We start from the raw sequence: 18,076 nt of genomic DNA, 5'->3' as shown, positions 1-18,076 counted from the left end.
GGACACAGATGTCCGACACCTTGGCCGCCGACAGCGGCGGGATCTCCCTCACCGGGGACAATGTCACGTACGTGGTTCTCGCCGCCGTGATCGCGGCCGTGGCGCTGGTCTTCGCCGCCACGTTGACCAGGACCGTGCTGGCAGCTGGCAAGGGCACCACGAACATGCAGGAGATCTCGGGGGCGGTGCAGGAGGGCGCCTCGGCGTACCTGCTCCGGCAGTTCCGCACCCTGGCGATCTTCGTGGTCGTCGCCGTGGTGCTGCTCTTCCTGCTGCCGGTGCACGACACCGACGGCAGCGAGACCGCGGTGAAGATCGGCCGGTCGGCCTTCTTCGTCGTCGGCGCGCTGTTCAGCGCGTTCATCGGTGGCGCCGGCATGTGGCTGGCCACCCGGGCCAACCTGCGGGTCGCCGCCGCCGCCCGCGAGCGTGAGGGCGGCCGCGAGGCGGCGATGAAGATCGCGTTCCGCACCGGCGGCGTGGTCGGCTTCCTCACCGTCGGCCTCGGTCTCCTCGGTGCCGCAATGGTCGTCCTGTTCTTCAAGGGTGACGCCCCGACCGTGCTGGAGGGCTTCGGCTTCGGCGCCGCGCTGCTCGCCATGTTCATGCGGGTCGGCGGCGGCATCTTCACCAAGGCCGCCGACGTCGGCGCCGACCTGGTCGGCAAGGTCGAGCAGGGCATCCCCGAGGACGACCCGCGCAACGCCGCCACCATCGCCGACAACGTGGGCGACAACGTCGGCGACTGCGCCGGCATGGCCGCCGACCTCTTCGAGTCGTACGCGGTCACCCTGGTCGCCGCGCTGATCCTCGGCCGCGCCGCCTTCGGCGAGCAGGGCCTGGTCTTCCCGCTGATCATCTCCACCATCGGTGTGCTCGTCGCGATCATCGGCGTCTTCATCACCCGGCTGCGCGCCTCGGACCGCTCCGGCCTGACCGCGATCAACCGGGCCTTCTACATCTCGGCGCTGCTCTCCGCGGTGCTGGTCGCCGCCGCCACCTGGGCGTACCTGCCGGCGACCTTCGCCGAGCTGGAGGGCGGCCTGACCGACGTCGACGAGAACCCGCGCGTGGTCGCCATCGGCGCGGTCGTCATCGGCATCGTGCTGGCCGCCGCGATCCAGGCGCTCACCGGCTACTTCACCGAGACCAACCGCCGCCCGGTGCAGGACATCGGCAAGAGCAGCCAGACCGGCCCGGCCACCGTCATCCTCGCCGGCATCAGCGTCGGCCTGGAGTCGGCGGTCTACTCGGCGCTGCTGATCGGCGCGGGCGTCTTCGGCGCGTTCCTGCTCGGCGGCAGCTCCATCACGCTGTCGCTGTTCGCGGTCGCGCTGGCCGGCACCGGCCTGCTCACCACGGTCGGCGTGATCGTCGCGATGGACACCTTCGGCCCGATCTCCGACAACGCGCAGGGCGTGGCGGAGATGTCCGGCGACATCGACGAGCACGGCGCCCGCACGCTGACCGAGCTGGACGCGGTCGGCAACACCACCAAGGCGATCACCAAGGGCATCGCGATCGCCACGGCGGTGCTCGCCGCCACCGCGCTGTTCGGCTCGTACACCGACACGCTGCGTTCCGCGTACTCGGACGCGGGCGTCGCCGACGTGGGCAACGAGATCCTCAACTCGCTGAACGTGGCTAACCCGCGCAACCTGGTCGGCCTCATCATCGGCGCCGCGGTGGTCTTCCTCTTCTCCGGGCTGGCCATCAACGCGGTGTCCCGCTCGGCGGGCGCGGTCGTGATGGAGGTCCGCCGGCAGTTCCGCGAGCTGCCCGGGATCATGGACCGCACGCAGCGCCCCGAGTACGGCAAGGTCGTCGACATCTGCACCCGGGACGCGCAGCGCGAGCTGATGACGCCCGGTCTGCTCGCCATCCTCGCGCCGATCGCGGTCGGCTTCGGCCTCGGGCCGGGCGCGCTGGCGTCGTACCTGGCCGGTGCCATCGGGGCCGGCACGCTGATGGCGGTGTTCCTGGCCAACTCCGGCGGCGCCTGGGACAACGCCAAGAAGATGGTCGAGGACGGCGCGTACGGCGGCAAGGGCTCCCAGGCGCACGCCGCGACGGTCATCGGCGACACCGTCGGCGACCCGTTCAAGGACACCGCCGGTCCGGCGATCAACCCGCTGATCAAGGTGATGAACCTGGTCTCGCTGCTGATCGCCCCGGCCGTGGTGGCCTGGAGCGTGGGCGACGAGCGCAACACCGGCCTGCGCATCACCATCGCGGTGGTGGCGACGCTGATCGTCGTCGCGGCGGTGGTGTTCAGCAAGCGCAAGGGCGTGGCCATGTCCGACTCCGACACCGGCACCGGCGCGGGCAGCCCGGACCAGCGGCCGGAGACGGTCAACGCGTGAACCCGACCCGGTCCCCGGTCGGCCGCGCCGACCGGGGACCGGCCCCTCGGGACCATGACCTGACCGGGTCGGGACCGCGGGCGGACCAACCTGACCGGTGTGCGGCGGGACGCGACGCCGTACGCTGCAACGCATGCGTACGTGCCGGGCGGCAGCCGCCGGAAAGCTGACGGCGCTGCTGGCCACGGTCGTCCTGCTGGCCGCGGGCTGCGGCGGCGGGCCGAGCCCCCGGGCCTGGGCGGCGGCGGTCTGTTCGGCCCTGACGCCGTGGCGGGCCGAGATCAGCAAGCTCACCAGCAGCACCGACCAGCAGATGACCGCCCAGACCACCCCGGCACAGGCCAAGGAGAACCTCGTGCGGCTCTTCGGCGGCGCGGAGCAGGCCAGTGAGACCGCGCGGCGCAAGGTCGAGCAGGCCGGCATCCCGGACGCCGAGAAGGGCGTCGAGGTGTCGGAGGGCTTCCGCACGTCGCTGGCGCGGATGCGCGACGCGTACGGCAAGGCGCGCGACGCCATCGACGGCCTGAGCACCAGCCAACCCACCGTCTTCTACGACGGGGTGCGGTCGGCGGTGGAGACGCTGAACCGGGAGTACGACGCCTCCGCGCTGGACACCACCCGGCTCAACTCCGAGGAGTTGAAGCGCGCCTTCGCCGAGGTCCCCGAGTGCCGTTGAGCGGTGCCGCCGGGCCGTCGGACGCGGAGTCGCTGCCGACGCTCTTCCCGGTGCCCGAGCCGGCCCCCGCACGGCCCCCTCGCCGGCGGCGTCCGGCCCCGCCGGTCGATCCCTCGACCGTCGTCGCGGACGACGCGGGTGCCGAAGCGGCTCCCGGGACCGCCGACGCGGACGGAGAACCGGGGCCGGCCCTCGGCGCCCGGTCCGGGCCCGGCGGCGATCCGCAGCGCCCGGACGATCCCCGCCGGCAGCTCGCCTTCTTCGGCGCCGAGGCCACCGATCCGTCCGTCGCCGACCTGGCCGGCCTGCTCGCCGGGCCCGCCGAGGTGTCGGTCATGGGCGGTACGGCCCGCCTGTCGGTGGTGGTCGACGCCGCGTGGCGGGTGCACGTGCTCGTCGCCGAGCTGGCCGGGCGGGGGCTGCGGGCGAGCTGGGAGGAGACCGGGGACGGGCGGCACGCGGTGCGGACGTCGTACACCCGGCTCCTGAAGCCGCTCGCGGCGGCGTGGCTGCAAGGTCCGGCGAAGCGCCCGCCGGACGGCTTCCACCTGAACGGCCGGCGACTGCGGCTGTGGCTGGCGGCCGCCGGGTGGGTGGAGCCGCCCGACGTCGTGCTGCACCTCGGCTCCGCCGACGACGCGCACGTGGCGGCCGTCGGCGCCGCCCTGGCCGCCGCCGGCGTGCCCAACGCCCTCCTCGACCCGGACGTCCCCGCCTACCGCGTCACCGGCCGCCGCGACCTGACCCGCCTGACCGAGCTGATCGGCGACCCGCCACCGCGAACCCCGCCGGCCGCCTGGCCCACGCGTCCCTGACCGCGGCGATCATGGAGTCGTGGTGCCTCACCAAAGGGGCGAAACGCTACACTCCGCCCACCGCCACCCCATGATCGACGGGACGAGGGGCGGGTCGGCGAACGGTTGGGGGGCGGGTCGGCTACAGGGCTTGTTCGTCACGGGGAACCACTCGGCGGGCCACGGGCGGTGTACGGTGGCGCCGTCCGGCCCCGCCGGCCGCGAAAGGGAGTGGTTTGTCGCCCGCGAAACCCGAATCGCGGACGACGCGTTACGTTGGACATCCGGACCGCCCGGCCCGGAGGGGTCGAGTGCGGCCTGAACCGGGCGCCGGAGCGGTCACGAGCAGGAGTGAGGTCGGAGAGAGACGTGCCGAGCAACGCTGGAACCACCCGTCTGGTCATCGTCGAGTCACCGGCGAAGGCCAAGACGATCTCGGGCTACCTCGGCCCGGGGTACATCGTGGAGGCCAGCTTCGGGCACGTCCGCGACCTGCCGCGCAACGCCGCCGACGTGCCGGCGAAGTACAAGGGCGAGCCGTGGGCGCGGCTCGGCGTCGACGTCGACAACGGCTTCCACGCCCTCTACGTGGTCTCACCGGACCGCAAGCAGCAGATCAGCAAGCTGACCAAGCTGGCCAAGGAGGTCGACGAGATCTTCCTGGCGACGGACGAGGACCGCGAGGGCGAGGCGATCGCCTGGCACCTGGTGGAGACGCTCAAGCCCAAGGTGCCGGTCAAGCGGATGGTCTTCCACGAGATCACCAAGCCGGCCATCCAGGCCGCGGTGGCCAACCCGCGCGAGATCGACCGGGACCTGGTCGACGCGCAGGAGGCTCGGCGCATCCTCGACCGCCTCTACGGCTACGAGGTCTCGCCCGTGCTGTGGAAGAAGGTCATGCCGAAGCTCTCGGCGGGCCGGGTGCAGTCGGTGGCGACCCGCATCGTCGTCGAGCGGGAGCGCCAGCGGATGGCGTTCCGCACCGCCGAGTACTGGGACATCCTCGCCACCCTCGCGGTCGGGCAGGCCGGCGAGGGGCCGCGCACGTTCAACGCCACGCTGGTCGCGCTGAACGGCGACCGGATCGCCACCGGCAAGGACTTCGAGCCCACCACCGGCCGGGTGAAGGCCGGCGCCGGCGTCGTCCACCTCGACGAGGGCGGGGCGCGCGGGCTGGCGGCCCGGCTGGAGGGCCGGCCGTTCAGGGTCACCCGGGTCGAGGAGAAGCCCTACCGCCGGCGGCCGTACGCGCCGTTCATCACCTCCACCCTCCAGCAGGAGGCGGCCCGCAAGCTGCGGTTCTCGTCGCAGCAGACGATGCGCACCGCGCAGCGGCTCTACGAGAACGGCTACATCACCTACATGCGTACCGACTCGGTGAACCTGTCGGAGACCGCCATCGCGGCGGCCCGCCGGCAGATCGTCGAGCTGTACGGCGAGCGCAGCGTGCCGCCGGAGCCGCGCCGCTACACCGGCAAGGTGAAGAACGCGCAGGAGGCGCACGAGGCGATCCGCCCGGCGGGGGACAACTTCCGCACCCCGGGCGAGGTGGCCAAGGAGCTGTCCGCCGAGGAGTTCAAGCTCTACGAGCTGATCTGGCGGCGCACGATCGCCTCGCAGATGACGGACGCGGTGGGCTCGAGCGTCTCGGTGCGCATCCGCGCGGTCTCCGCGGCGAGCGAGGAGGCCGACTTCGGCGCCACCGGCAAGACCATCACCGACCCGGGCTTCCTGCGGGCGTACGTCGAGTCCAGCGACGACGAGAACGCCGAGGCGGAGGACGCCGAGCGCCGCCTGCCGACGCTGGTGAAGGACCAGCCGCTCACCGCCGAGGAGCTGGCCGCGCAGGGCCACCACACTCAGCCGCCGGCCCGCTACACGGAGGCGTCGCTGGTGAAGGCCCTGGAGGAGCTGGGCATCGGCCGTCCGTCGACCTACGCGTCGATCATGCAGACCATCCAGGACCGGGGGTACGTCTCCAAGCGTGGCCAGGCGATGATCCCGTCGTTCCTGGCGTTCGCGGTGGTCGGGCTGATGGAGCAGCACTACCCGCGCCTGATCGACTACGACTTCACCGCCAGCATGGAGAACGAGCTGGACGAGATCGCCGGTGGCGACCACGCCGCGGTCGACTTCCTCACCGCGTTCTACTTCGGCAGCACCAACGGCGTCGGTGACCAGGACATCGCCCGTTCCGGCGGCCTGAAGAAGCTGGTCACGGAGAACCTGAGCGACATCGACGCCCGCAGCGTCAACTCCATCCCGCTCTTCACCGACGACGAGGGGCGCGAGGTCGTCGTGCGGGTCGGCCGGTTCGGGCCGTACCTCCAGCGGGCGCTCCCCGGCGCGGTGCCGCCGCCGAAGGCGGAGGGCGAGGAGGGCGGCGCCCCGGGCGACCGCGCGCCGATCCCGGAGGGGCTGGCACCCGACGAGCTGACCCCGGAGAAGGTGCACGAGCTGTTCCTCGGCGGTGGGGGCGAGCGCAAGCTCGGCGACGACCCGGCCACCGGCGAGCCGATCCTGCTCAAGTCCGGCCGGTACGGCCCGTACGTGGCCAGCGGCGAGCGCAAGTCGTCGCTGCTGCGCTCCCAGTCGCCGGACTCGCTGACCTTCGAGGACGCGCTGAAGCTGCTCAGCCTGCCCCGGCTGGTCGGCGTCGACCCGGAGGGCAACGAGGTCCTCGCCAACAACGGCCGCTACGGCCCGTACGTCAAGCGGGGCGAGGAGTTCCGGTCGCTGGACTCCGAGGACAAGATGTTCACCGTCACGCTCGACGAGGCGCTGGCCCTGCTCGCCGCTCCGAAGGCCCGGCAGCGCCGGGCGGCCGCGCCCCCGCTGCGGGAGATGGGCGCCGACCCGGTGACCGAGAAGCCGCTGGTCATCAAGGACGGGCGGTTCGGGCCGTACGTGACCGACGGGGAGACCAACGCGTCGCTGCGGCGCGGTCAGACCCCGGAGGAGCTGAGCCTCCAGGAGGCGTCGGAGATGCTCGCCGAGAAGCGGGCGAAGGGTCCGGCGCCGCGCAAGAAGGCGGCGAAGAAGGCCGCGCCCGCAAAGAAGGCCACCGCGGCGAAGAAGACCGCCGCGGCGACCAAGGCGACGGCGGCGAAGAAGGCGACGACCGCGAAGGCCACCACGGTCAAGAAGGCCGCCCCGAAGAAGGCGGCGGCTAGCAGCCACGGCGAGGAGTAGTCCCGCTTTCCGCCGGAGACGCCCGAAAAGGGGGAAGCTGACCGTACGGTCAGTGCTCCGGCCCGCCGGCGATCTAGCCTCACCGCATGCCGGTGCTCGCGGGGCTTCCGTACGGCCGCCGTGGCGCCCTGGTCGCCGCGGTGGCGGTCAGCGTGTCGCTGACCGCCGTGGCGGTCGGTGTGGCCTCGTTCGGTGCGGCGGATCCGCTGCCGCCGAACGCCGCCGCGCCGTCGGCATCGTCGGTCACCCCGACGGCGGCGCCCGAGGCGTCCACCGGTCCCCGCACCCTGCGGCTGGTCGCCGCCGGCGACATCCTGGTCCATCCGGCGGTCACCGAGCAGGCGCGCCGGGACGCGCGCCGGGCCGGCGGTCTCGACTTCGCCCCGATGTTCGCCGGGATCGCCCCGGCGATCAGCGCCGCCGACCTCGCGCTGTGCCACCTGGAGACGCCGCTGGCGCCACCGGACGGTCCGTTCGCCGGTTTTCCCGCCTTCAGCGCGCCCCCGCAGGTGCTGGACGGGATCCGGGCGGCGGGTTTCGACGGGTGCTCGACGGCGTCGAACCACACCCTGGACCAGGGTGCCGAGGGGGTGGTCCGGACGCTCGACGCGCTGGACGCGGCGGGGCTGGCCCACGCCGGCAGCGCCCGCAGCGCCGCCGAGGCCGGGAAGCCCCGGATCTACTCCGTCGGCGGGGTACGGCTCGGCCATCTGTCGTACACGCTGAACTTCAACGGTCTGACCCGGCCGCCCGGCAAACCGTGGCTGGCCAACCTCATCGACCCGCCGGAGGTCCTCGCCGCCGCGGCCCGGGCCCGGGCCGCGGGCGCAGAGATCGTCGTGCTGAGCCTGCACTGGGGCACCGAGTACCAGCACCGGCCCGACGCCGACCAGGAGGCGTGGGCGCGGCAGCTGATCGCCTCGCCGGACGTGGACCTCATCCTCGGGCACCACGCGCACGCGGTGCAGCCGTTCCGGCGGGTCGGCGACGAGTGGGTGGTCTTCGGGATGGGCAACCACCTGGCCCGGCACGCGGAGCCGATCGACGCCAACCGCGAGGGCGTGCTGGCCCGGGCCACCTTCACCGAGGTGGGGCCCGGCCGGTGGCGGGTGACCCGGATGGAGGCCCTGCCCACCTGGACGGAGCTCACACCGGATCTGCGTCTGGTCGACCTGTCGACGTCACTCGCCGACCCGGCGACGCCGGCCGCCGTCCGGCGCGCGCACCGGGCCGCGTACGAGCGGGTGATGGGTCACGTGCGGTCCGGTGGCGGCGCGGATCAGGTGGTGCTGCCGGCCGGGTGACCGAGCACCCGGTCGAGGTGGGGGCTGGTGAACACCCGGTGCGGGTCGAGCCGCGCCCGGACGGCCTGGAAGTCGGCCCAGCGGGGGTACGCGGGCGCCAGCGACGCCGCGTCACGCCAGTGCAGCTTGCCCCAGTGCGGCCGGCCGCCCAGCCCCGCCGCCACCTCCTCGAAGGCCCGGAAGTACGGCTCGTACGGCATGCCCACGTACTGGTGGACGGCGATGTACGCGCAGTCCCGCCCGTGACCGTGGGACAGCCAGATGTCGTCGCCGGCGGTGAACCGCACCTCTACCGGGAAGAGCACCTTGAACGGCAGCCCGTCGACGATGCCGCGCAGGGCTTCCAGGGCCGGTGCGAGGGCGTCGCGCGGCAGCCCGTACTCCATCTCCACGAAGCGGACCCGGCGCGGGGTGCAGAAGACCGCGTCGGAGCGGCCGGTGTAGCGGCGCTCGGTGAGTGCCCGCGCGGAGACCGCGCTGATGGTCGGGGCGAGCGCCGGCACGGCACGGCCCAGCCGGCAGGCGCCGGCGAAGACGGTGTTGGAGAGGAACTCGTCGTCCAGCCAGCCGCGCCAGCGCGGCAGCGGCCGGTCGTCCACGGGCACCCGGTCGTTGGTCTTGACCTGCAGCCGGTCGGTGTACGGGAACCAGTAGAACTCCACGTGGTCGTGCCGTTCCAGCAGGGCCGGCAGGTCGGCCAGCACGCCGGCCAGGTGCGCCGGCCGCTCGTGCGCGAGCAGCACGAACGCGTCCACGCAGCGCAGCGTCACGTCGACCAGCACGCCGAGCGCGCCGAGCGAGACCCGGGCGGCGGCGAACACGTCGGGGTGCTCGTCGGCGGAGCAGTGCAGCACCTCGCCGGTGCCGGTGACCAGGGTGAGCGCCTCGACGAACGTCGACAGGCAGCCGTACCCGGCGCCGGTGCCGTGCGTGCCGGTCGAGATCGCGCCGGCGACGGTCTGCGCGTCGATGTCGCCGAGGTTGGGCAGGGCCAGGCCGTGCCCGGCGAGCAACCGGTTGAGCGCGCGCAGCGTGGTCCCGGCGGGTACGGTGACCAGTCGGCGATCGACGTCGACGCGTACGCCGGTATCCAGGTCGGACAGCTCCATCCGGTGCCCGTCGGCCAGCGCGACGGCGGTGAAGGAGTGGCCACTGCCGACCGCGCGGATCCGCTCGCCGGCCGCTGCGGCGGTCCGGACCGCGTCGGCGACGTCGTCGACGGACGTGGGACGCAGGACGGCGGTGGCGGTGCCACGCTGATTGCCGGCCCAGTTGGCCCAGGCGGTTACGGAGGGTGCGGTGGCGACCATGGGACACTCCTCTATGTGAATATGAAGTGACTTCATATCAGGAACGTTGTACCTGGTAAATACCGCAATCAAGGTCCGCTCGTTGTACCGGTAGTCACGGACTCGTGACGTGCAGATATTTCAACCGTCGAAGGGGGGTGGCGCCGAGTGTCCACACCAGCCGCCACGACCGGGCCGCTGCGCCGCGTACCGGTGCAGGGTCGAAGTGTCGCGCGGGTCCAGCGGATGCTGGACGCCTGTGCCGAGCTCGTCGACGAGGTGGGGTACGAGGGGCTGACCACGACTCTGCTCGCCGAGCGTGCCGAGGTGGCGATCGGGTCGGTCTACCAGTTCTTTCCGGACAAGCGGGCGATCGTGCAGGCGCTGACCCTGCGCACGATGGAGTCCTACCTCCAGCGGCTCGACGAGAGGTTCGCCTCGGACGACCTGACCCACTGGTGGGACGGGGTCGACGCGGCAATCGACGAGTACATCTCGATGCACCGTACTGTCCCGGGCTTCCGTACCCTGCACTTCGGCGACGTGGTCGACCTGCACCTGCTCGATGAGCAGCGGGACAACAACGGGGTGATCGCGGACCAGCTCGCCCGCGTGCTCGGCGAACGCTTCGGGCTGACCGACGTACCGGACCTCCGGTTCCACCTGGAGATCGCGGTCGAGGCCTCCGACGCGCTCATCAAGCTGGCGTTCCGTCGGCAGCCGGAGGGCGACGCCCGGGTGCTGGCCGAGGCCAAGGCGCTCATCCGGGAGTACCTGCACCGCCAGGTCGACGCCCGGGAGGGCGCGAACCAGCCGGCTGAGGTGGCGCAGCCGGCCTGACCGCCGTCCGACCTGCCCGGACCGCCCGCAATCGGCCCGGTCGGCGGCGGCGCGACCAGCTCAGGCCCGGTCGCGTCGCGGCTCAGAGGAACGCCCGGCCCTCGCCGCGGTACGTCGGGACGGTCGCCACCACGGTGTCGCCGTCGACCAGGTGCAGCTCGTTGACGTGCTCGGCGAGCTCGCCGGCCTTGGCATGCCGGAACCACACCCGGTCGCCGACCCGCAACGTCCCGGCGGCCGTGCCGGTCAGCGGGGTCTGGACCTCGCCGGCCCCCTCGGTGCCGACGAGCTCCAGCCCGGCCGGCAGGACCGGCCGGGGGAGCCGGCTGCGCTCGGCGGGACCGGAGGCGATCCAGCCGCCGCCGAGCACGGTGGCGTAGCCGGGGGCCGGGCGGCGGACCACCGCGCAGGCGAAGAACGCCGCCGGGGTGGGGCGCCAGGCCCGGTAGGCGTCGAACAGTGTCGGCCCGTACAGGCCCGATCCCGCGGTCACCTCGGTGACCGCGGGATCGGCGCTGGTGGCGGCCACGCTGCCGGTGCCACCGCCGTTGACGAACTCCAGGTCGGCGTGTTCACGGACGGCGGCCACCGCCGCGCCCCGGCGGGCCAGCAGCTCACGGTACGACCCGCGCTGGGCCAGCCGGATCGCCGCGCCGAGCACCGCCCGCCCCGGCGGCGCGTCGCCCAGGCCGGCGATCTGCGCCTCGTACGCCATGAGCCCGACCAGCCGGAAGCCGGGGCGGGCGGCGACGGTGGCGGCGAGCGCGCCGGCCGCCCGGGCGCTGTGCACCGGTGAGCGGCGGACGCCGACGTGCACCCGCCCGCGCAGCGGTCGCCACGACGCGTCCAGGTCGAGGCAGACCCGCAGCTCGGGCCGCCGGTCGGGCGCGGACACCGAGTCCACCAGGTCGAGCTGGTCGGAGCCGTCGACCATCAGCGTCACCGCGGCGGCGAGCGCCGGGTCGCCGGCCAGTTCGGCGAGCGCGGTCCGGTCGGCCGTGGGGTACGCCACCAGCGCGTCGTCGGTCACGCCGGAGCGGACCAGCCAGAGCGCCTCGGGCAGGGTGAACGCCATCACGCCCCGCCAGCCGGGGGTGGCCAGGGCCCGGGAGATCAGGTCCCGGCTGCGGACGGACTTGCTGGCGACGCGGACCGGTTTGGAGACTGTCGGGCTCTTACCGGCGGCGAGATCGGCGAGCGCGGCGGCGTTCGCGTCGAACGCCGCGAGGTCGACGACCGCGTACGGCGGGTCGAGGTGCGCGGTTGCCCGGTCGAGTCGACCGCGAAGGTCGTGCCTGTCGGTGGCCACGTGGTGCACGCTAACCGTCCAGGGGGTCAATGCGAAATACCCTCGCGTCTGTCCGGGCTGCGATGGGTGGTCGCGGCGGCCTAGGCTCGGCGAGCAGGGGAATGTCGCGGCGGGGAGGGTCCCCGCCGGGTCTAGAGTGTTGCACCGGGACCGCCCAGCGATGGGCCGCCACGTGGAGGTACGGCCATCGAAAGCCAGCAGAACGGCGAGTCGCCCGGCGTGTCGCCGTCCGGAGCACAGCCGGGCCCGTCCACGTCCGGAGCCAAGGCCGCCGCGCAGCCCGACCACTCGGGCTACGCCGCGATCCGCTCGGTGCTGCGCATCCGCCCGTTCCGGCGGCTCTGGGTCGTGCTCGGCGCCGCCTCGTTCGGCGACTGGTTCGGCCTGCTCGCCACGTCCGTCTTCGCCGCCGCCCAGGTGGAGGGGAGCACCGCGAAGGGTGCCGCCTTCGGCGGCGTGATCGCCGTCCGCCTGCTGCCCGCCCTCGTGCTCGGGCCGATCGCCGGCGTGCTCGCCGACCGGTTCGACCGACGGTGGACGATGGTCATCTGCGACGTGCTGCGGTTCCTCCTGTTCGCCTCGATCCCGCTGGTCGCGCTGCTCGGGGCGAGCGGCCCGGTGGTGGTCGGCTGGGCGGCGGTCGCCACCTTCCTGATCGAGTCGGTCACCCTGCTCTGGATCCCGGCCAAGGAGGCCGCGGTCCCCAACCTGATCCCCCGGGCGCGACTCGAGGCCGCCAACCAGCTCACCCTCATCACCACGTACGGCATCACGCCGGTGCTCGCCGCGGTCGCCGCGGCGGTGCTGGACCGCAGCGTGCGGACCATCACCGGCGGCGACCTTCCGTCCTGGGCGGAGCCGGCCCAGCTCGCGCTCTGGATCAACGCGTTCTCCCGGCTGGCGACCGCCCTGGTCGTCGCGTTCGGCATCCGCGAGATCAGCCAGGGGCAGGCTGGCGAGCGGGAGCGCACCGAGCAGAGCGTGCTCCGCCAGTTCACCGAGGGCTGGCGGTACATCGGCAAGACCCCGCTGGTCCGGGGCCTGGTGCTCGGCATCTTCGGCGCCTTCGCCGGCGGCGGCATCGTGATCGGCACCGCCCAGTTCTTCGCCACCTCGCTGAACGCCGGTGACGCGGCCTTCTTCCTGCTCTTCGGTGCCATCTTCATCGGTCTGGCGGTCGGCATCGGCCTCGGGCCGATGATCGTCAAGGACATGTCCCGCCGCCGCTGGTTCGGCATGAGCATCGTGCTGGCCAGCGCGGCGGTGATGACGCTGGCCTTCGCCATCCACCTGTCCATGGCGATGGTCGGCGCGATCCTGGTCGGCGCGGGAGCCGGCATGGCCTTCCTCTCCGGCGTCACCCTCCTCGGCGGCGAGATCGCCGACGAGGTTCGCGGCCGGGTGTTCGCCGTCGTGCAGATCGGCACCCGGCTGGTGCTGATCCTCGCCATCGCGCTGGGCAGTCTCCTCGCCGGTCTGGGCGGCTCCCGCACCCTCGACGTCGCGGGCGCCGAGTTCTCGATCTCGTCGACCCGGCTGCTGCTGCTCGTCGCCGGCGCCGCCGGCATCTTCGCCGGGATCAGCGCGTTCGGGCAGATGGACGACAAGAAGGGCGTCCCGGTCCTGGCCGACCTGTGGGGCTCGGTACGCGGGCGCCCGCTGATGCCGGCCGAGCCGTTCGTCTCCACCGGGCTGTTCGTGGTGTTCGAGGGCGGCGAGGGGGCCGGCAAGTCCACCCAGCTCGCCCTGCTCGCCGACCGGCTGCGTGACCGGGGACGCGACGTGGTGGTGACCCGCGAGCCCGGCGCCACCCCGGTCGGCGAGCGGATCCGGTCCCTCCTGCTCGGCCAGCCCGGCTCCGACGTGCCGTCGCCGCGCGCCGAGGCGCTGCTCTACGCCGCCGACCGGGCCCACCACGTGGCCACCGTGGTCCGGCCGGCACTGGCCCGGGGCGCCGTCGTGATCAGCGACCGCTACGTCGACTCGTCGCTCGCGTACCAGGGTGCGGGGCGGACGCTTCCGGTCGACGAGGTCTCCTGGCTCTCCTCCTGGGCCACCGGCGGGCTCAAGCCCGACCTGGTGGTGCTCCTCGACGTCGACCCGCGCACCGGCCTGTCCCGGGTGGCCAGCCGCGGCGAGGACCGCGACCACCTGGAGGCGGAGTCGGTGAGCTTCCACGAGCGGGTCCGGTACGCGTTCCTCGACCTCGCCGCCACCGACCCGAAGCGCTACCTGGTGCTGGACGCCTCCCGCCCGGCCAAGGAGATCGCCGAGGCGGTGGCCCGGCGGATCGACGAGATGCTGGGAGCGCCGGGCGGCATCGTGCACCCGCGCCCCGCACACGGCCCGGACACCTCGGTGCAGCCGGAGTTATCCGACACGGAGCTGGTGACGATGGAACACCGGACCTGATGCCGGACGTCTTCGCCGACCTGGTCGGCCAGGACGAGGCGGTCGACACACTGCGCCGGGCCGCCGCGGCGGCCGCCGCCGTGCTGCGCGCCGCGCACCGGCCGGGCGAGGACGAACTGGCCGCCCTGGAGACTGTCGACACCGGCGTGGCGCCCGGCGCGGGTGGCGTGGCGCCGGGCGACCCCGGGGCGGGCATGACACACGCCTGGATCTTCACCGGGCCGCCCGGCTCCGGCCGCTCGGTCGCCGCGCGGGCCTTCGCCGCCGCGTTGCAGTGTGTGCACGGCACCGGCTGCGGCGTCTGCCCCGGCTGCCACACGACGCTGGCCGGCACCCACGCCGACGTCCGGCTGGTGGTGCCGGAGGGGCTCTCCATCGGCGTCGGCGAGATGCGGGCCCTCGTGCTGCGCGCCGCCAGCACCCCGTCCGGCGGGCGATGGCAGGTGGTGGTCATCGAGGACGCGGACCGGCTCACCGAGGCGGCCGGCAACGCGCTGCTCAAGGCCATCGAGGAACCCCCGCCGCGCACCGTCTTCCTGCTCTGCGCCCCGTCCACGCACCCGGACGACATCTCCGTGACGATCCGGTCGCGCTGCCGTCTCGTACCACTGCGGCAGCCGCCGCCCGACGCGGTGGCCGAGGTGCTGGCCCGGCGGGACGGGATCGCGCCCGACGTGGCGCGGTGGGCCGCGGCGGCCGCGCAGGGGCACGTCGGGCGGGCCCGGCGACTGGCCCGCGACCCGGAGGCGCGCAAGCGCCGGGACGCGGTGCTGGCGGTGCCCCGCCGGCTGACCGGGGTGGGCGCCGCCTTCGACGCGGCCTCGGCGCTGATCGAGGCGGCCGAGGCGGAGGCCGAGGCGTCGGTGGCGGAGACGGACGCGACCGAGCGGGCCGCGCTGGAGACCGCGCTCGGCGCGGGCGGCACCGGCCGGGGCGCGGCCGGCGCGATCCGGGGTGCCGCCGGGCAGCTCAAGGAGCTGGAGAAGCGGCAGAAGTCCCGGGCCACCCGGGCACAGCGGGACGCGCTGGACCGGGCCCTGGTCGACCTGGCCGGCTTCTACCGGGACGCGCTCACCATGGCGCTGCGGGCCTCCGTCGCGCCCGTGCACACCGACACCGCGCCCCTCGCCGAGGCCGGAGCGCGGAAGTGGGACGCCGAGGGCGCACTGCGCCGCCTGGAGGCCGTGCTGGCCTGCCGCGCGGCGATCGAGGCGAACGTGAAGCCCCGCATCGCCGTCGAGGCGATGATGCTCGCCCTCTGGAAGGGCTGACGAATCCCAGCCGCCGGATCGGCGGTCCACGGGCATCGACAGGCGCGATTGCTGTGCGGTACGGTCCGGTGTGCCATGCACGGTGACCATGACGCCACGCTGAGTGAGGTCCGTCCGGGAGGAGCGCGGATGCCGCGGGGGGAGATCGACGAGGCCTGGATCGAGGAGGCGGTGCGGCGCTACCGCCGCGTCGAGTCCCTCCAGGCCGAGTTCGACCAGGCGGTCACGACGGTCGAGGTCACCGTCCGCTCGCCGGACGGGCTGGTCGAGGTGGTGGTCACCGCCGGCGGGCGGATCACCGACGTGCGTTTCCTCGGCCCGCTGCACAACCGCCACCCGCGCGACGTCGCCGGTTCCGTCCAGGCCGCGGTCACCGCGGCCGCCGACGCCGCGCAGTGGGCCCGGGAGAAGCTGCACAACGAGACGTTCGCCGCCTACCGTCCGCTCGCGGGGGCCTGAGATGGACGCGCTGCGCGCCCTCGCCGCCCGGCTGGACGCGGCGAGCGAGACGCTGGCCGGCCTGTCCCGCGCGGTCACCGCCGGCGATCCGGCGCAGGTCGCCTTCGGCGGCGACGCGGCGGGCCGGCCCGGCGAGATCGGGCGGGCCCTGCACCGGCAGTGGACGGCCGCCACCGGTGACCGGGCCCGCGAGGCCCACGCCGCCGCCCTGCGCTTCGCCGCCGCCGCGTCTGCCGTCCGGGACGCCGCCGACCGGTACGCCGACGTCGACCGGGCCGCCGGCCGCCGGCTCGCCGGGGAGGCGTGATGGATCCGCTGGACCGGCTCGCCGAGCCCGGCCTCGACCTGCTGCGCCGCGTCGACACGCTGCTCGCCGCCGGCGCGCCGGAGGGGCACCGGGTCTGGCCGCTTCTGCGCCGCATGCAGGTGCTCCCCGGCGAGGCCGTCCGCAGCTTCCTGGACCTGCACCCCGCGCCGCTGGCCGGCGCCGGCCGGTCGGTGCGCCGGCTCGTCCCGGCGTACGACGAGGTCTCCGCCGCGCTCACCGACCCGGTGCTCTGGTCCGGCGCCGCCGCCAGCGCGTACGGCGAGTCCCGCGCGGCGCTGCTGCACCACCTCGACGAGGGACCGGAGAGCCTGGTGGGGCGGCTGGAGTCGACCGCCGGGTACGCCGACGCCCTCGCCGACTGGGTGGAGGGCAGTCGCCTGGCGCTCGCCCGGGCCCTGGCCGACGTGCTGCGGTCGACCGAGGCGGTGGCTGTCGTCGCCGCGACGTCGGTGCCGCTCGCCGTGTCCGCCCCGCGCGTCTCGGCCGGGATGGAGGCCGCCGAGATCGCCGCGCGGGTGCTCGCGGTGCTCTGCGTCGCGTACGACGGTGCGGAGACGCTCCTGCGGCAGTGGGGGCCGAGCCTGGCCGAGTCCCGGTGGCGGGCACCGGTCAGCGGCCGCCCCCGCTACGACGCCACGACCCGGGTGGGCTGGTGAAACCCTGCGGCCTCGACCCTGACGGTGCCTCGACATGGCGCACGGCGTCGCGCTCGCGAGCCGGTCTCCGGCTCCCGGCGCCGACGCCGTGGCCTTCCCCCTGCACCCCCCGCAGGTCTGTCTCCACTCAACGCCCCCGGTCGGCGTTTGTCCCGCCGCTTGCGGCGGAATCAGCCGTCCGGGCGAGGATCATCGGCCCGGCGGGACGGCCCGTGGGTCGGCCGATTCGATCGACATGGATGGCTGCACGGTGTAATCGTCCTGCGACGCCCGCCGGGCCGGGACGGTCCGGGCGACGTAGGGTGAGGGCATGGGCATGCTGTGCGCGGTCAGTTTCCACCGGTACGGGCGCCTCTACTACCTGGATCCGGGCGACCTCCGCCCGCAGGTCGGCGACAAGGTGCTGGTGCCGACCGACGACGGGCCCGAGGTGGCCGAGTGCGTCTGGGCCGCCCAGTGGGTGTCCGACGACACCGACGGGTTCCCGAAGCTGGCCGGGCTGGCGAAGGAGGAGGACCTGCGCCGGGACGAGGCGCTGCGCCGGCGCAAGGCCGAGGCCAAGGTTGCCGCGAAGCGCCTGATCCGGGAGCACGGCCTACCGATGAAGGTGGTCGCCGTGGACTATGTGCTCGGCGGCGGGGAGGGCGGCGAGCGCAGCACGATCTACTTCACCGCCCCGCACCGGGTGGACTTCCGGTCGCTGGTCCGGGACCTCGGCGCGACCCTGCACTGCCGGGTCGAGTTGCGCCAGCTCTCCGCCCGCGACTCCGCCCGCGTGCAGGGCGGCATCGGCTCCTGCGGTCGGGACCTGTGCTGCGCCACGTTCCTCACCGACTTCGAGCCGGTGACCATCCGGATGGCCAAGGACCAGGACCTGCCGCTCAACCCGCTGCGCATCTCCGGTGCGTGCGGCCGGCTGATGTGCTGCCTGAAGTACGAACACCCGCTCTACCAGCGCTTCCAGGAGTCCGCCCCGGCAATCGGCGCCCGGGTGAGCACCCCGGAGGGGGAGGGCCGGGTGGTCGGCCACAGCGTCCCCCGCGACGCGGTGACGGTCCGCATGGACGCCGACGGCTCCCGCTGCTCCTGCAGCCGCGCCTCGGTCTGCGCCCCCCGCCAGGCCCACGACGCCCACTACAACTCCTGACCAGCCCGCCCCTGCTGAACCCCGTTGATCATGAGG

The 18,076-nt window shown here is 73.9% G+C and carries 14 protein-coding genes; 12 read left to right on the top strand and 2 right to left on the bottom strand.

The features are described from left to right. Positions 1-8: 8 nt before the first annotated feature. The 5 genes from ACTMS0_RS02675 to ACTMS0_RS02655 all read left to right on the top strand — a co-directional run bounded on the left by ACTMS0_RS02675 (position 9) and on the right by ACTMS0_RS02655 (position 8,329). Positions 9-2,363, top strand: coding sequence for a sodium-translocating pyrophosphatase (locus ACTMS0_RS02675; RefSeq protein ID WP_441153463.1), 2,355 nt, complete (start codon positions 9-11; stop codon positions 2,361-2,363). Between the two features lie 133 nt (positions 2,364-2,496). Next, positions 2,497-3,039 carry a hypothetical protein gene (locus ACTMS0_RS02670; protein WP_441153462.1) on the top strand — a complete coding sequence of 181 codons (543 nt, stop codon included), beginning with the start codon at positions 2,497-2,499 and terminating at the stop codon, positions 3,037-3,039. Further along, complete coding sequence (locus ACTMS0_RS02665) at positions 3,030-3,854, top strand: hypothetical protein (protein ID WP_441153461.1); 825 nt, start codon at positions 3,030-3,032, stop codon at positions 3,852-3,854. The genes ACTMS0_RS02670 and ACTMS0_RS02665 overlap by 10 nt, the downstream gene beginning before the upstream one ends. Positions 3,855-4,202: 348 nt before the next feature. Then, positions 4,203-7,025 carry a type I DNA topoisomerase gene (gene topA / locus ACTMS0_RS02660; RefSeq protein ID WP_441153460.1) on the top strand — a complete coding sequence of 941 codons (2,823 nt, stop codon included), beginning with the start codon at positions 4,203-4,205 and terminating at the stop codon, positions 7,023-7,025. A gap of 86 nt (positions 7,026-7,111) precedes the next feature. After that, positions 7,112-8,329, top strand: coding sequence for a CapA family protein (locus ACTMS0_RS02655; protein WP_441153459.1), 1,218 nt, complete (start codon positions 7,112-7,114; stop codon positions 8,327-8,329). Here ACTMS0_RS02655 and ACTMS0_RS02650 read toward each other — a convergent pair. After that, positions 8,305-9,639 carry a D-arabinono-1,4-lactone oxidase gene (locus tag ACTMS0_RS02650; protein ID WP_441153458.1) on the bottom strand — a complete coding sequence of 445 codons (1,335 nt, stop codon included), beginning with the start codon at positions 9,637-9,639 and terminating at the stop codon, positions 8,305-8,307. The two genes, ACTMS0_RS02655 and ACTMS0_RS02650, sit on opposite strands and share 25 nt — an antisense overlap. A gap of 225 nt (positions 9,640-9,864) precedes the next feature. Here ACTMS0_RS02650 and ACTMS0_RS02645 point away from each other — a divergent pair, with 225 nt between their 5' ends. After that, positions 9,865-10,458, top strand: coding sequence for a TetR family transcriptional regulator (locus ACTMS0_RS02645; RefSeq protein WP_441153987.1), 594 nt, complete (start codon positions 9,865-9,867; stop codon positions 10,456-10,458). Between the two features lie 82 nt (positions 10,459-10,540). On the opposite strand, the gene ACTMS0_RS02640 is transcribed toward ACTMS0_RS02645, so the two are convergent. After that, complete coding sequence (locus tag ACTMS0_RS02640; RefSeq protein WP_441153457.1) at positions 10,541-11,767, bottom strand: alanine racemase; 1,227 nt, start codon at positions 11,765-11,767, stop codon at positions 10,541-10,543. A 312-nt stretch (positions 11,768-12,079) separates the two neighbouring features. Between ACTMS0_RS02640 and tmk the strand changes: the two genes are divergently transcribed. The 6 genes from tmk (at position 12,080) to ACTMS0_RS02610 (ending at position 18,040) form a co-directional block, all read left to right on the top strand. Further along, positions 12,080-14,179: a dTMP kinase gene (tmk, locus tag ACTMS0_RS02635; protein ID WP_441153986.1), complete on the top strand. Its 2,100-nt coding sequence runs from the start codon at positions 12,080-12,082 to the stop codon at positions 14,177-14,179. After that, positions 14,179-15,450: a DNA polymerase III subunit delta' gene (locus tag ACTMS0_RS02630; protein ID WP_441153456.1), complete on the top strand. Its 1,272-nt coding sequence runs from the start codon at positions 14,179-14,181 to the stop codon at positions 15,448-15,450. The genes tmk and ACTMS0_RS02630 overlap by 1 nt, the downstream gene beginning before the upstream one ends. A 129-nt stretch (positions 15,451-15,579) precedes the next feature. Then, complete coding sequence (locus tag ACTMS0_RS02625; protein ID WP_441153455.1) at positions 15,580-15,909, top strand: YbaB/EbfC family nucleoid-associated protein; 330 nt, start codon at positions 15,580-15,582, stop codon at positions 15,907-15,909. A 1-nt stretch (position 15,910) separates the two neighbouring features. Further along, positions 15,911-16,216, top strand: coding sequence for a hypothetical protein (locus ACTMS0_RS02620; protein WP_441153454.1), 306 nt, complete (start codon positions 15,911-15,913; stop codon positions 16,214-16,216). Beyond that, positions 16,216-16,893 carry a hypothetical protein gene (locus ACTMS0_RS02615; RefSeq protein WP_441153453.1) on the top strand — a complete coding sequence of 226 codons (678 nt, stop codon included), beginning with the start codon at positions 16,216-16,218 and terminating at the stop codon, positions 16,891-16,893. The genes ACTMS0_RS02620 and ACTMS0_RS02615 overlap by 1 nt, the downstream gene beginning before the upstream one ends. Before the next feature lie 310 nt (positions 16,894-17,203). Next, entirely contained in the window at positions 17,204-18,040 is an 837-nt protein-coding gene (locus ACTMS0_RS02610; protein WP_441153452.1) for a PSP1 domain-containing protein, read from the top strand. Positions 18,041-18,076 lie beyond the last annotated feature (36 nt).

Origin of the sequence: Micromonospora sp. H33, from assembly GCF_052068455.1 — a bacterium.
In the GTDB taxonomy this organism is placed as follows: domain Bacteria; phylum Actinomycetota; class Actinomycetes; order Mycobacteriales; family Micromonosporaceae; genus Micromonospora.
Note: the sequence above shows the minus strand (reverse complement) of the source record. Positions and strands in the feature narration are given on the sequence as shown.

Excerpts from the sequence above, each read along its gene's own strand:
- ACTMS0_RS02645 (WP_441153987.1), top strand. The coding sequence starts at position 9,865 with ATGCTGGACGCCTGTGCCGAGCTCGTCGACGAGGTGGGGTACGAGGGG.
- ACTMS0_RS02675 (WP_441153463.1), top strand. The coding sequence starts at position 9 with ATGTCCGACACCTTGGCCGCCGACAGCGGCGGGATCTCCCTCACCGGG.
- ACTMS0_RS02625 (WP_441153455.1), top strand. The coding sequence starts at position 15,580 with ATGCCGCGGGGGGAGATCGACGAGGCCTGGATCGAGGAGGCGGTGCGG.
- ACTMS0_RS02610 (WP_441153452.1), top strand. The coding sequence starts at position 17,204 with ATGGGCATGCTGTGCGCGGTCAGTTTCCACCGGTACGGGCGCCTCTAC.
- ACTMS0_RS02670 (WP_441153462.1), top strand. The coding sequence starts at position 2,497 with ATGCGTACGTGCCGGGCGGCAGCCGCCGGAAAGCTGACGGCGCTGCTG.
- ACTMS0_RS02650 (WP_441153458.1), bottom strand. The coding sequence starts at position 9,639 with ATGGTCGCCACCGCACCCTCCGTAACCGCCTGGGCCAACTGGGCCGGC.
- ACTMS0_RS02615 (WP_441153453.1), top strand. The coding sequence starts at position 16,216 with ATGGATCCGCTGGACCGGCTCGCCGAGCCCGGCCTCGACCTGCTGCGC.
- ACTMS0_RS02620 (WP_441153454.1), top strand. The coding sequence starts at position 15,911 with ATGGACGCGCTGCGCGCCCTCGCCGCCCGGCTGGACGCGGCGAGCGAG.
- ACTMS0_RS02655 (WP_441153459.1), top strand. The coding sequence starts at position 7,112 with ATGCCGGTGCTCGCGGGGCTTCCGTACGGCCGCCGTGGCGCCCTGGTC.
- ACTMS0_RS02630 (WP_441153456.1), top strand. The coding sequence starts at position 14,179 with ATGCCGGACGTCTTCGCCGACCTGGTCGGCCAGGACGAGGCGGTCGAC.